This is a genomic window from Halorubrum sodomense, from assembly GCF_900111935.1.
In the GTDB taxonomy this organism is placed as follows: Archaea; Halobacteriota; Halobacteria; order Halobacteriales; family Haloferacaceae; genus Halorubrum; species Halorubrum sodomense.
The window spans coordinates 627,494-640,135 of record NZ_FOYN01000003.1 but is presented as its reverse complement, the minus strand read 5'-3'; the positions used below and the strand labels follow the sequence as shown (position 1 = coordinate 640,135).

The 12,642-nt window shown below is 70.7% G+C and carries 12 protein-coding genes; 6 read left to right on the top strand and 6 right to left on the bottom strand.

Annotated elements, in window-relative coordinates; all coding sequences use genetic code 11:
* Positions 1-56: 56 nt before the first annotated feature.
* Positions 57-800, bottom strand: a complete 744-nt coding sequence (locus BM286_RS12555) for a ThuA domain-containing protein (RefSeq protein ID WP_092922853.1) — start codon at positions 798-800, stop codon at positions 57-59.
* 131 nt (positions 801-931) lie between these two features.
* Between BM286_RS12555 and BM286_RS12550 the strand changes: the two genes are divergently transcribed.
* A complete protein-coding gene (locus tag BM286_RS12550) occupies positions 932-1,150 on the top strand; it encodes a hypothetical protein (RefSeq protein WP_092922850.1) in 219 nt (72 codons plus the stop codon).
* A 15-nt stretch (positions 1,151-1,165) separates the two neighbouring features.
* Here BM286_RS12550 and BM286_RS12545 read toward each other — a convergent pair whose 3' ends face one another.
* Positions 1,166-1,552: a TlpA family protein disulfide reductase gene (locus tag BM286_RS12545; protein ID WP_092922847.1), complete on the bottom strand. Its 387-nt coding sequence runs from the start codon at positions 1,550-1,552 to the stop codon at positions 1,166-1,168.
* 441 nt (positions 1,553-1,993) lie between these two features.
* Here BM286_RS12545 and BM286_RS12540 point away from each other — a divergent pair, with 441 nt between their 5' ends.
* The 4 genes from BM286_RS12540 to BM286_RS12520 all read left to right on the top strand — a co-directional run bounded on the left by BM286_RS12540 (position 1,994) and on the right by BM286_RS12520 (position 6,174).
* Positions 1,994-2,911 (top strand): PLP-dependent cysteine synthase family protein, encoded by a 918-nt coding sequence (locus tag BM286_RS12540; RefSeq protein WP_092922844.1) that lies wholly within the window; start codon positions 1,994-1,996, stop codon positions 2,909-2,911.
* Positions 2,908-3,459, top strand: coding sequence for an MOSC domain-containing protein (locus BM286_RS12535; protein WP_092922841.1), 552 nt, complete (start codon positions 2,908-2,910; stop codon positions 3,457-3,459). The genes BM286_RS12540 and BM286_RS12535 overlap by 4 nt, the downstream gene beginning before the upstream one ends.
* A gap of 199 nt (positions 3,460-3,658) precedes the next feature.
* A complete protein-coding gene (locus BM286_RS12530) occupies positions 3,659-4,876 on the top strand; it encodes an MFS transporter (RefSeq protein ID WP_092923287.1) in 1,218 nt (405 codons plus the stop codon).
* 512 nt (positions 4,877-5,388) lie between these two features.
* Positions 5,389-6,174, top strand: a complete 786-nt coding sequence (locus BM286_RS12520; protein ID WP_092922838.1) for a PHP domain-containing protein — start codon at positions 5,389-5,391, stop codon at positions 6,172-6,174.
* Between the two features lie 166 nt (positions 6,175-6,340).
* Here BM286_RS12520 and BM286_RS15865 read toward each other — a convergent pair whose 3' ends face one another.
* Positions 6,341-6,988, bottom strand: a complete 648-nt coding sequence (locus BM286_RS15865; RefSeq protein ID WP_245779354.1) for a hypothetical protein — start codon at positions 6,986-6,988, stop codon at positions 6,341-6,343.
* Positions 6,989-7,233: 245 nt separating this feature from the next.
* On the bottom strand, positions 7,234-8,472 hold the full coding sequence (locus tag BM286_RS12510) for a mandelate racemase/muconate lactonizing enzyme family protein (RefSeq protein ID WP_092922832.1): 1,239 nt from the start codon (positions 8,470-8,472) through the stop codon (positions 7,234-7,236).
* Positions 8,473-8,567: 95 nt separating this feature from the next.
* On the opposite strand from BM286_RS12510, the gene BM286_RS12505 reads away from it, so the two are divergent.
* On the top strand, positions 8,568-9,050 hold the full coding sequence (locus BM286_RS12505) for a TRAM domain-containing protein (protein WP_092922829.1): 483 nt from the start codon (positions 8,568-8,570) through the stop codon (positions 9,048-9,050).
* A 43-nt stretch (positions 9,051-9,093) separates the two neighbouring features.
* On the opposite strand, the gene BM286_RS12500 is transcribed toward BM286_RS12505, so the two are convergent.
* Together BM286_RS12500 and BM286_RS12495 are read right to left on the bottom strand one after the other, a co-directional pair.
* Positions 9,094-10,194, bottom strand: coding sequence for a geranylgeranyl reductase family protein (locus tag BM286_RS12500; protein ID WP_092922826.1), 1,101 nt, complete (start codon positions 10,192-10,194; stop codon positions 9,094-9,096).
* A gap of 97 nt (positions 10,195-10,291) precedes the next feature.
* Positions 10,292-12,520, bottom strand: coding sequence for a thioredoxin domain-containing protein (locus tag BM286_RS12495; protein WP_092922823.1), 2,229 nt, complete (start codon positions 12,518-12,520; stop codon positions 10,292-10,294).
* Positions 12,521-12,642 lie beyond the last annotated feature (122 nt).

The following is a 12,642-nucleotide window of genomic DNA, read 5'->3' as shown; positions in this document are numbered from 1 at the left end:
CGAGGCGCCGCTAGTGACCCGCTCGCGAGCCGCCGTTAGTGAACGTCGGACCGTCGCTAGTGGACCGTCCGGTCGTCGCTCGTGTCGATGTCCTCGACCGGCTCGGCGTTGCCGAACGTCGGCGTCGGGCCGTCGCCCGGTTCCGCCCAGTCGACCGCGTTGCGAAGCACCCGCCGAACGTCGTCGTCGTGATAAATCGGGTACGTCTCGTGGCCCGGGCGGAAGTAGAACACCTTCCCGCTCCCGCGGCGGTAACAGCAGCCGGATCGGAACGTCTCGCCGCCCTCGAACCAGGAGGTGAACACGAGCGAGTCGGGCGCGGGGACGTCGAAGCGCTCGCCGTACATCTCCGTCTCCGCTAGTTCGATGGACTCGCCGATCCCGTCGGCGATCGGATGGCTCGGCTCGATCGTCCACAGCCGCTCTCGCTCGGCGGCCTCACGCCACTTCAGCGAGCAGCTGGTGCCCATCAGCCGCTTGAATATCTTCGAGTAGTGCGCGGAGTGGAGGACGATGAGGCCCATCCCGTCGAGGACGCGCTCGCGGACGCGCTCGACGACTTCGTCTCGCACCTCGTCGTGGGCCGCGTGGCCCCACCACGTGAGCACGTCGGTGTCGTCCAAGACGTCCTCGGTAAGTCCGTGATCCGGTCCCTCGTCGAGCGTCGCGGTGCGGACCTCGTGGTCCGCCTGCACCAGTGCGTCCGCGATAACCGCGTGGATCCCGTCGGGATACACGTCGGCGACGACCTCGCTTCGACGCTCGTGTCGGTACTCGTTCCAGACCGTGACGCGTGCCATACGCGGGGTCGACGCCGAACGGACTTGAGCGATCCTCTCCTCGCCTCGTCTCGTTCTGCCTCGTCTCGCCTCTCCTCTCATCGTCCCGTCCCGACCCGAAGACACTTGTTCCGCCCAAGATGCGAAACCCCATGGCAGGTCCCCGAGGGCTGTACCGCCGGATCGACGGCTGGGCGCGCGGGCTCTCTCGGCTTCGGTACGCCCTCCTCACCGGCGTCGTAGTGACGACGTCGGTCCTCGCGGTCGGCGTCCTCCTCGACGCGTCCACGACGGTTCAGGCGGTCACGATGGGCGTCGTGATGGCCGTCCTCTACTACGCGGGCGACGTGAACTCGGCGGACGACGATTGACCGGCGACGATCCGGTCACGCGGCGGCCTCGGCGTCCGTGAGACGGCCGGCCAGGTACTCCGCGATAGAGACGTCCTCGTCCTCGACGAACCGCGCGACCTCCTCGCCGTCGGGCGACTCGACGACGACGGTGGGGATGAGTTCGACCCCGTACTCGTCGACCAGTTCGCCCTCCTTCCCCTCGGGGCCCTTCGTCACCGGGAACGCCTCGATCCGGTCGTCCGGGACGCCGGCGGCCGCGAGCGCGGCGCCGAACTCGGGGAGCTGGCGCTGGCAGTCGCCGCACCAGTCGCCGCCCCAGACCTTGAACACGTAATCGTCGGCCGCGAGCGCTTCGAGAACGGACTCGTCGAACGCGTCCGCGTCGAGGTCGGCGGCGGGCGCGAGGGTTTCGAGCGTCATGGGCGGCCGTAGGTCGCCGAGGCACGTAAACGGCGCGTCGGTGGCAAGACGAAACCTCGATCGTTCGCGACGGGAACTTTTCGGTGGCGTGTCGCTCGGTCGATCTGACCATTTTCAAGGCGTGACTCGACACGGACCGCCCCTTCGAGTCCCGCCCCACGCCGCACAGCGACCGCACCTCACACCTCCCCAACCTCGTCGCCGGACTACGTCCGGCTGCAAGCGAGAGCTTCGCTCTCGCCCTGTCAGTCGCCGTCGCTTCGCTCCGGCGACTGACTCCCTCGCGCGTGCTCCTCACGCCCTGCGGGCGTTCGGAGGCACGCGCCACCGCGTCAGCGTCCGGCTCCGGCCGTCTATTTATAAATAGACTCGGTCGTCACGGCCGACATCGATTGCCGGAGTCCGCGGGGCCTTTGGGTCGCGGCCGCCTCCGGTCGGGTAATGGACGACGACATCCTGTCGACGCTCGGCTCGCCGCTGGTGCGGGTCGACGCGCCCGCGGGAACCGCGGTGGCGGCGAAAGTCGAGTCCCGGAACCCGGGCGGCTCGGCGAAGGACCGCCCCGCGCTGTACATGATCGAGGCGGCCGAGGCGGCGGGCGACATCGAGCCCGGCGACCGCATCGTCGAACCGACCTCGGGCAACACCGGCATCGGGCTCGCGATGGTCGGCGCGACGCGCGGCTACGACGTCACCCTCGTGATCCCGGAGGGGAAATCGATCGAGCGCCGCCGCCTGATGAAGGCGTACGGCGCCACCGTCGAGCTCGTCGACGGCGACATCTCCGACGCGAAGGACCGCGCGGACGAGCTCGAAGCGGAGCCCAACACCGTCCAGCTCCGGCAGTTCAAGAACCCCGCGAACCCCCGCGCCCACTACGAGACGACGGGTCCGGAGATACTCGATCAGGTCGGCGACCGAACCGTCGACGCCCTCGTCGCCGGCGTCGGCACCGGCGGCACGCTCTCCGGGATCGGCCGCCGCCTGCGCGAGGCGTTCCCCGAGGTCCGGATCGACGCCGTCGAGCCCGCCGACAACGCCGTCCTCTCCGGCGGCCCCGCGGGAACCGACGGCTTCCAGGGGATGGGACCGGGGTTCGTCGCGCCGAACCTCGACGTCGACCTGATAGACGAGGTCCACGCCGTCGAGCTCGAAGCCGCCGAGGCCGAGTGCCGCCGCCTCGCCCGCGAGGAGGGGATCCTGGTGGGACAGTCGTCCGGCGCCTCGAACCTCGCCGCGAAGGATGTCGCGGCCGAACTGCGCGAGACCGGTGCGTTCGCCGGCGAGGAACCCCTCGTCGTCACCGTCTTCTGGGACAGCGGCGAGCGCTACCTGACGGCGGGCACCTTCGACGCGTGACCTCGGAACCGGAACGGGCCGGCACGGTCGAAAGCCTGGTCACGGCGCCCGAGGGCGGCGCCCCGCCCGTGCTCCGCGACGCGGTCGAGGTCCGACCCGACGGCGTCGAGAGCGACCGGTACCGCCGCGGCGACGGGCACTTCCAACTCGACGGCTGCGCGGTCACGCTCGTCGCCGCGGAGGCGCTCGCCGCGGTCCGCGAGGAGACCGGCATCGACGTGCGCGACGGGCGTCACCGGCGGAACGTCGTCGTCGACGGGTTCGGCGCCGAAATGGACGGGCTCTTCGACGCGACCGTCGCGGTCGGTGACGCCCTCCTGCGACCGACACGACGTCGACCCCCCTGCGCGCACGTTGAGGAGCTCGCCGGCGAGGACGGGCTTGCGTCGGCGCTCCGGAACCGCGGCGGACTCTGCTGTGACGTGGTCGAACCCGGCCGCGTCGCCGTCGACGACGCGGTGCGAGTCCGAGAGGCGGACCCGCGGAGCGCCGGCGCGGCCATCGCGGAGCGGCTCGCGGACCGAGAGCGACCCCCGGATCGGGAGTGAACCCCCCGATCGCTCTCCGCGAGAGGACGGTTTATACGGGTCGCGCGCGACGGCGGACACGAGACGTGAACCGCGCAGTCGACGCCACGGGGTCGCGAACGCCGGCGTCGCGGAGTCGAACGGATCCAGCGCCGACGAGTCGAACGGATCCGGCGCCGACGAGTCGAACGGATCCGGCGTCGCGGAGTCGGTGGTCGGCGTGAACTGGGACTACCGGCACACGGTGTTGACGCTGTGTATGCTCGCCTTCTTCGTGACGTACTTCGCCCGCCTGGCTATCAGCCCGGTCGTTCCCCTGATCATCGACGATCTCGGGGTCTCGAACACGGCGATCGGGGTCGCCCTCTCCGGGATGTGGTTCGCCTACGGACTCTCGCAGTTCCCGAGCGGAATCTTAGCGGACCGGTACGGCGAGCGCCGGATCATCCTCGTCGCGGTCGGCGGGACGACGGCGATGAGCCTCGTGTTGGCCGTCGTCCCGGTCTTTCCCGCGTTCGTGTTGGCGGCGGTGCTTCTGGGACTCGCGGCGGGGCTCCACTACGCGGTCGCGACCACGCTGCTCTCGCGGACGTTCGACGACCTCGGGACGGCCGTCGGGCTCCACTCGATGGGCGGGCCGCTGGCGGGGCTCGTCGCGCCCGTCGCCGCGGCCTGGGTCGGGGTCCGCTACGGCTGGCGTCCCGGCGTCGCGCTGGCCGCGCTCGTCGGCGTCCCGATATTCGTCCTGTTCGCGCGGGGGGTCCGTCCCACCGAGCCGCGGCGCCCGGACCAGCCGATGGCCGAGCGACTCCAACTCGGACCGCTGCTGGAACTGGTCGGGCGCCGCGAGATCCTCGTCCCGCTCGCGGTCGCGACCCTCGGCACGTACGTCGCGCAGGGCGTCATCTCCTTTCTCCCGACGTTCCTCGTCGAGTTCCGGGGATACACGCCCGCGTTCGCCGGCGGCGTCTTCTCGGCGTTCTTCGTCGTTCGCGCCGGCGCGCAGGTCGGGCTCGGCCGACTCTCCGACCGCGCCGGCCGCGACGCGAGCATCGCCGCGGCGCTCCTCGGCGGGGCGCTCGGCCTCGCCGGGCTGGTCGCGCTTCCCGACCTCGTCCGCCTGCCGGCCGCCGTCGGGCTGCCGGCGCTCCCGACGGTCGCCGGGCTCGGGGGCGCCGTGTTCCTCGCCGCGCTCGGGTCGAGCTTCTTTTCGGCCATCGACCCGCGGTTCATGGACGCGCTCGACGACGCGGAGCGAGGCGCCGGTTTCGGGCTTATCCGGACCGTCTACACGGTGCTCGGCTCGGCCGGCTCCGTCGGCGTCGGCCTCGTCGCCGACCTGTTCGGCTGGGGCGCGTCGTTCGCCGTCATCGCCGGGATGGCGGGGGTCGCGTTCCTCGTCACCGCGGTGAACGCGATCGCCGGCGAGCGGCGGTGACGCGGTCCGGCCGCGCCGCGCCCGCGACGCGCGAGGCTCTCAGCGGTCAGCCGACGTAGCGTCGCCTCGTTCCCGTCCGGTCGGTCTCGCCGTCGGACCGGCTCCGCATCGCCCCCGCCGGCGGGGTTCCGAACCGTGAACGAGACGTCGTCCACGTCGACGCCGCCATCTGATTCGAGGGTGAACCCCCCCGTCGTCGCCGGTCGTCCAGTAGCCGATCCGGTCCCCGTCGCCGCCCCGCCGCTCGCCGACCACGACCCGGCCCGCCAGCGGCCGATAGTCGCCGTCCACGACGCGACAGTGTCTCTTGGGAGTAGTACTCATGGAATCATACACCAATCATCAGTAGGAAAAAATTCCTAAATGAAGTTTCAACGAGATTCGCGGAGCATGTTGCTGGTTCGATCGCGGCGCGCCGGGGGTTCGATCGCGGCGCGCCGGGACTCGGTCTCCCGTGCGAACGCGTTCCGTGCGACCCGAACCTTCGAGTCGGGCCGGGCCGTACGGCCGCCGTGTACGATTACCACGCCCACACGAACTACTCGGACGGGGCGTTCCTCCGCTGGATGGTCGAGGCCGCCGCCGACGCCGGGCTCGACGGGATCGGGTTCGCAGACCATTGTAACGTCTCGCCGGAGCCGAGCGCGCGGCGCCACAAGCGCGCGTTCGGGTTCAACCTCGACCTGACCTACGAGCGGCGCCGAGAGGCGATCGAGGCGGTCCGCGAGGACGTCGACGTCGAGGTGTTCGACGCCGCCGAGATGGACTACGACCCCGCCCACGAGGAAGCGATCGCGGCGTTCCTCGACGACGCGGGGTTCGACTACGCCGTCGGCAGCGTCCACGACCTCGACGGCGCGAACGTCCACACGCGCTCGCACTTCGCCGACAAGCCCGAGTCGGAACGGCGAGCCCTCGTGGACCGGTACTTCGAGAAGCTGGTCGCCCTGGTCGAGTCGGAGCTGTTCGCGGTCGCCGCGCACCCGGACCTGATCGAGCGCAACCCCCACCTCCGCGGGTTCGCGACCGAGGACCACTACGCCTCGGTCGTCGACGCCTTCCGCGACTCGCGGACCGTCCCAGAGATCAACGCCGGACGGCTGCTCGACGACTACGGGGAGTTCCACCCGGCGCCCGCGTTCCTCGACCGGCTCGTCGACGCCGGCGTCGAGGTGACCGTCGGGACCGACAGCCACGAGCCGGACGCGATCGCGCCCCGCGTGCGAGAGATCGAGGCGGAACTCGACCGGCGGGAACTGGAGGCGGTCCGGCTCGACCACGCGGTGAACCGATCCTGACACGCTCTCTACCGATCTCGACGGCGTTTCGGTTCGCCGGACGACGCGGCTCTGTTGACGCTCACCGACTCACTACCCGTCTCCTATTGGCGAGCGGGCGGCCGAGCCGACGGGAAGGAATCGGGGCCCTCCCGCCGACTGTAGGCGCGTAGTGGTCCGACAGTAGTCACCGTCCCGGGGCGATCCGTGCGACGACCATATAGAATGCGAACGCGGCCACGAGCAGTCCGGCGAACTGCGTCCCGGCGGTGGCGAGAAACCCGACTTCGGTGTACAACAGCGGCGCAGCCATGAACCAGACACCGAAGACGAGCGTGAGTGCCGCCGGCGCGAGTGCGACCGCTCGGTCTCGGCGGAACAGCCGGAGGTTCTGGACGGCGAACAGCGTCCCCAGCAGCCCGCTCGTGACGATACTTCCCGTGAACGCGGCCGATGTCTCCGCAGCGATCGGCGTCGCCGTCGCCAATAAACACCCGAGTGTCGCGGCCACCGCACAGGCCGACAGAAATCGTTCGTCGCGCCGCTCAGCGCTCGTCGACCGTGTCGGCTCTCTCGTATCGGACATCGAGTACGTGTACGCGGGGGACCGGTATGAAACACCGTGGCGAGCCGCCGGCTCGCCGCTGACTGCGCGCTCTACGCTCCCGGCGGTGGCGATTGACCGACAGTCGATTCGCGCGTCGTCTCCGGCACAGTCCCTCCGAGCTATCGGGGACAGAGGGAAGTAACGGGGTACCGACAGGAGTCGGAGATCCGCTTCCCCGAGGCTCACACCCGATGGCACATCAGCAAACGCGCCGTGCTCGTCGAACACCGATAGGCTCGCTGCGCTCGCCTATCGAGTTCGACTTCGCTTCGCTCAGTCGAACAACGCCTGACAGGGTCAGGCGAGCACGACGAAGCGTAGATTCGTCGAACTGCGGAAATCAAAGATTTCCGCGCTTGACTTCGGCTTACGCCTCGTCAAACACCGATAGGCTCGCTGTGCTCGCCTATCGAGTTCGACTTCGCTTCGCTCAGTCGAACAACGCCTGAGAGGGTCAGGCGAGCACGACGAAGCTACGCTTCGTCGAACAACGTCTCACCGTCGACCATGTGTTCCTCGACGGTGTCCATGTCGAGCGTGAGGCCGAGGCCGGGCTCCTCCGGCACCTCGATGTAGCCGTCCTCGATGACGTCCTCCTCGACGAGGTCCTCCCACCAGCCCAGCTCGTAGGAGTGGTACTCGATCGCGAGCGAGTTCGGGATGGAGGTGCCCACGTGGGCCGCCGCCATCGTCGCCACCGGCGAGGCGACGTTGTGCATCGCGACCGGGACGTAGTACTGGTTCGCCACGTCCGCGATCTTACGGGTCTCGCGCATGCCGCCGACCTTCGGGAGGTCGGGCGCGACGATGTCGACCGCCTGGTTCTCGATGAGGCGGCGCAGCTCGGTGACGCGGTAGCGGTTCTCGCCGACCGTGATCGGCGTGGTCGTGCTCTTCGTGACCTCCTCTTGGACCTCGAGGTTCTCCGGGGGCACGGGGTCTTCGAGCCACCAGACGTCGTACTCCTCGATGGCGTCCGCGAGGCGCTTCGCGGAGCCGCCCGAGAACGTCCAGTGGCAGTCGAAGGAGACGTCCGCCTTGTCCTTCACTCGCTCCGTGACCTTCTCGACGATCTCCGCCTTGTGGCGGATCTCGCCGGGGCGGAGGTGGCGGTTCGCGCGGTCCTTCTCGAAGCCCGAAGGAACGTCGAGGTCGAACTTCAGGGCGTCGTAGCCGAGCTCGTCGACGACGCGCTCGGCCTCGTCCGCGCACGCCTCGGGGTCCGCCTCCGACTCGGTGTGGCAGTCGCAGTAGACGCGCATCTTGTCGCGGTACTTCCCGCCGAGCAGCTGGTAGGCGGGCACGTCGAGGATCTTCCCGGCGAGGTCGTGAAGCGCGACCTCGATGCCGGAGATGGCCGTGACGGTGACGCCCTCGACGGAGCCCTCCCCGGACATCTTCTGGATCAGGTGCTCGTAGAGGCGGTCGATGTCGAGCGGGTTCTCGCCGACGACGAACGGCTTCATCCGCTCGATGAGCTCGGGGACGCCGGCGCCCCAGTACGCCTCGCCGGTGCCGACGACGCCCGCGTCGGTGTAGACGCGGACGAGCGTCCACGGGAAGTTCCCGTCGACCATCGTCGTCTGGACGTCCGTGATCTCGACGTCGCGATCGCCGCCGCGCGTCCCCGTCGTGCCCATCGTCTCGGCGGAGAGCTCCCGCATCGTGTACTCCGCGTTCGGGTCGTGGAGCGACTCGTAGTTTCGGCTCATAGGTTCCGATTCATTCGGAACAGGGTAAACGTTTACCTTCGTCAACCGTCCGTCCGAACAGGTGGCTTTTCATCCCCGTACGCGCAATACGACCCATGGTCGAGATCACTGATTCTCTCGCGTGCCTGTACACCGGACGGGTGGAGTCTCGCGGCGACGACTACGTCGTCACCGTCCCGGCCTCGGAGATCGAACACGGCAGCGTCAGCGTCGGGGAGACGTATCGGATCGCCGTCTTGGACCGCGCCGGCCCCGACGACGGGTCGACCGCGACGGTCGACGGCGACGGCGCGTCCGTTCCCGACACGGACGGTGGCTCGGGCGGGGCCCGGTCCGACGACGGACAGCGCCCCTCCTCCCGCGGGGCCGCCGGTGCCGTCCAGCCGGACCCGCCCGTCTCGGAGGGGGAGGTACGGGACGTGACGATCGAGACGCTGGGCGACAAGGGCGACGGGATCGCGAAGATCGAACGCGGCTACGTCGTCATCGTTCCCGACGCCGAACCGGGCGAGGAGCCGACCGTCGAGATCACGAGCGTCCGCGAGAACGTCTCGTTCGCGAACGTCGTCGAGGAGTAGCGCCGCGGCCTCGGAGCTCCCGTCCGCGCCGTCGCGCCGCTTCTCACTCGGGCGGCTTCCCCCGCGAGAACAGCGCCCGGAGGTTCGACGGCGAGAAGAACGACGACGGCTCGTCCATGTGGACGCCGATCTCGCCCGACAGCGCCCGCAGCCCGACCCGCTGAACCGGTTCCGGGAGCGAGTAACACCGTCGGATCGCCTTCCCCAGCCGGATCTCAGCGGCGAGTTCGTCGCGCCACCCGGACTCGTACTCGGCGAGCGTCGCCGGGTCGCGCGGGTCGATCGTCGCCGCGGCGACGTCGGCCGCGCGCGTCCCGTAGAGGATGCCGCCGCCGGTGAACGGCTTCGTCTGCGCGGCGGCGTCGCCGATCAGGAACCCGCGCTCGCTCGTCGCGCGCGCCGGCGGCCCGATCGGAATCGCGCCCGAGCAGCGCCGGTCCGTCGTCGCGCCGTACGCGTCCGTGAGCCGGTCGAACATCCCCGACACGTCCTCGCTCGGCGGCGCCGCCAGCCCGTACTCGACGCCCGCGTCGCCGCGGGGGATCCGCCACGCGAAGAACGTCGGCGCGGTGAGGTGGACGTCGACGAAGTCGTCGGCGTCCGGCTCCGGGTCGAACCCGAGGACGCCGTGGAGCAGCTCGTCCGGCTCCGGGAGGTCGAGCGCGCGGCGCACCCGCGAGGTCGGCCCGTCGCAGCCGGCGACCATCCGGGCCTCGACGCGCTCCACGTCGCCCGCCGGCGTCCGGACGTCGACGGCGACCCGGTCGGACCGCTCCTCGACGCCGACGACCGTGTGGTCCTCCCGGACGTCGGCGCCGGCCTCGCGCGCGCAGTCCGCCAGCGTCCGGTCGAGTCCGACCCGGTCGATCACGTTCGACACCGGCTCCCGCTTGTAGAACGGATACGCCCGCGATCCCGGACCGCCGACGTGGAAGCGCGCGCCGCACACCAGGTTCTGGAGGAGCTCGTCGCGGGCGTCGTCGGGAACGTACTCCCACACGTCGTCGGAGACGTGGCCGGAGCAGGCGAGCGGCTCGCCGACCGAGCCCTTCTCGAAGGCGACGACGTCGCGACCGTCCTCGGCCGCGCGCCGAGCGAACCGAGAGCCCGGCGGCCCCGCGCCCACGACGACGAAATCGTACATGGGGGAAGCGAGGTGACGGGGATATTTAATTACGACGCGGCTGATCGGCCGCGCCCGGCGGGAAACGAGCAGAGCGGGGACCGGTTAAGCGTCGTCGCTACGACGACGGCTCCCGCGTCTCCAGCCACGTCAGCGCCGCGTCGAGGTCGGTCCGCGGCGGCGAGCAGGTGAAGCCCTCGCAGACGTAGGCGGTCGGCTCGCCGTCGGTCGCGTCGCGGTCCGCCCAGACCGGCGGCGCCTCGGCCATCCCGAGGCGGTCGAGCCACTCGTCGAGTCCGGCCTCCGTCGCCGGCCGCGGCGCGACGAGCGCGCCCGGCAGGTACCGCTCGCCGAGCGTCTCGCGCCACTCGTCCGGGACCTCGTCGGCGGCGACCGTCACCTCGATCCCGCCGGTCTCCACCAGGTCGGCGGCGCGGACGAGCGAGGCGTGTTCCAGCGGGCTCCCGCGGATCCGGTCGGCGTGCGTCGTCACGACGCGCTCGGCTATCTCGCGGAACTCCCCGTCCGTTCGGAAGCCGTCGAGGAGCGCGAGCGTCTCGGCCGCGACGCCGAGGCTCGACGGCGTCGACCGGTCGGTGAACTCCTGCGGCCGCGCGATGAGGGGGCCGGCGTCGTCCGTCTCCGAGCCCTCCGCGTCGAGGTCCCGAGTGAAGTAGATCGTCCCGTCGTCGGCGTCGTAGAACTCGTCGACGAGCGCGTCGGCCAGATCGAGGGCGAAGCCGAGCGGCCCCGGGTCCCCGGTCGCGGCGTAGACGTCGAGCGCGCCGCGAGCGAGGAACGCGTAGTCGTCGAGGTACCCCGGCCCGCGCACGTCGCCGTCGAGCCAGCGACGGGCGAGCGCGCCGGTCTCCGCGTCGGCGTCGTAGAGCCGCTCGCGGCAGAAGTCGAGCGCCTCGCTCGCGATTTCGGCGTACGGCTCGCCGAGGGCGTCCCCGGCCCGCGCGAACGCGGAGACCGCCCGTCCGTTCCACGACGCCAACACCTTCTCGTCGCGGGCGGGACGCGGCCGCGACTCCCGGGCGTCGAACAGCGCCGTTCGGGCCTCGGTCAGAATCTCTCGGACCTCGTCGGACGAGAGGTCGCGCTCCGCGGCCAGCTCCGCGACCGACGCCGCGATCGTCGGAACCGTCGTGCCGCGCTCGAAGTTGCCGCCGGGCCGGATCCCGTATCGCTCCTTCGCGAGCGACGCGGCGGGCTCGTCGAGGACGGCGTCGACCTCCTCGGGGGTCCAGACGTAGAACGCGCCCTCGACGTCCTCGTCCTCGGCGGATTCGCTCTCGTCCTCGCCCCGCCGACTCGCCGGCGGGCGGCTCCGGGCGGCGAGGGTGCTGAAGAAGCCGCCGTCCGCGTGGCGCAGTTCCCGATCGAGGAAGGCGAGCGACTCGCTCGCGACGCGGGCGTACGCGGGGTCGCCCGCGAGCCGGTAGCCGTCGAGGTACGCCATCGGCAGCTCCGCGTTGTCGTACAGCATCTTCTCGAAGTGCGGGACCGTCCACTCGCGGTCGACCGCGTAGCGGTGGAACCCCCCGCCGACCTGGTCGTACATCCCGCCGCGAGCCATCCCGTCGAGGGTGCCCGTCGCGGCCGAGAGGAGCGCGTCGCGGCCGCGGCCGGCGTACGCGCGCATGAGGAGGTCGATCCGTCCCGGCATCGGGAACTTCGCGCCGCCGCTCCCGAAGCCGCCGTACTCCTCGTCGTAGCCGCGCAGCGCCGCCGCGGCGGCCGTGTCGAGCAGGTCGTCCCCGGGCGGGGAGGAGCCGCCGTCCCCGTCCGGGCCCGCCTCGTCCGGCGACGGGACCGACTCCAGCTCGTCGCGCGCGCTCTCGGTCCACTGGTCGGCGCGCCGCTTCATCTCCTCGCGCTGCTCCGGGTCGCTCCAGGAGTCGGCGATGCGCTCGCAGAGGTCGCGGAAGCCGGGCTGGTTCCGGCGCGGTTCGGGCGGGAAGTAGGTCCCGACGTAGAACGGCTTCCCCTCGGGCGTACACCACGCCGAGAGCGGCCACCCGCCCCCGCCGGTGACGAGCTGGCAGACGGTCATGAACGTGCTGTCGACGTCCGGGCGCTCCTCGCGGTCGACCTTGATCGGGACGAACGACTCGTTCACGACGCTCGCGACCGACTCGTCCTCGAAGCTCTCCTCCGCCATGACGTGACACCAGTGACACGAGGAGTAGCCGATGGAGACGAACACCGGCACGTCGTGTTCCCGGGCGCGCTCGAACGCCTCGTCGCCCCACGGCTGCCAGTTGACTGGGTTGTCCGCGTGCTGTTGGAGGTAGGGGCTCGCCTCCCCGCCGAGGCGGTTCCGCTCGGTCGGCTGTGGCATACGCCCGATTCGACCCGGCGGGCCAAAAGGCGTCCGGGCCGCGCCGAGCGCCGCCGTCTCTCCCGTCACCACCGCCGCGAATGTCCACGAACGCGCATATATCGGGTCGAACAGAGAGTAAG

Coding starts and splice junctions, on each gene's coding strand:
- BM286_RS12540 (WP_092922844.1), top strand. CDS start 1,994: ATGGACGACGACATCCTGTCGACGCTCGGCTCGCCGCTGGTGCGGGTC.
- BM286_RS12555 (WP_092922853.1), bottom strand. CDS start 800: ATGGCACGCGTCACGGTCTGGAACGAGTACCGACACGAGCGTCGAAGC.
- BM286_RS12550 (WP_092922850.1), top strand. CDS start 932: ATGGCAGGTCCCCGAGGGCTGTACCGCCGGATCGACGGCTGGGCGCGC.
- BM286_RS12545 (WP_092922847.1), bottom strand. CDS start 1,552: ATGACGCTCGAAACCCTCGCGCCCGCCGCCGACCTCGACGCGGACGCG.
- BM286_RS12505 (WP_092922829.1), top strand. CDS start 8,568: ATGGTCGAGATCACTGATTCTCTCGCGTGCCTGTACACCGGACGGGTG.
- BM286_RS12495 (WP_092922823.1), bottom strand. CDS start 12,520: ATGCCACAGCCGACCGAGCGGAACCGCCTCGGCGGGGAGGCGAGCCCC.
- BM286_RS12510 (WP_092922832.1), bottom strand. CDS start 8,472: ATGAGCCGAAACTACGAGTCGCTCCACGACCCGAACGCGGAGTACACG.
- BM286_RS12500 (WP_092922826.1), bottom strand. CDS start 10,194: ATGTACGATTTCGTCGTCGTGGGCGCGGGGCCGCCGGGCTCTCGGTTC.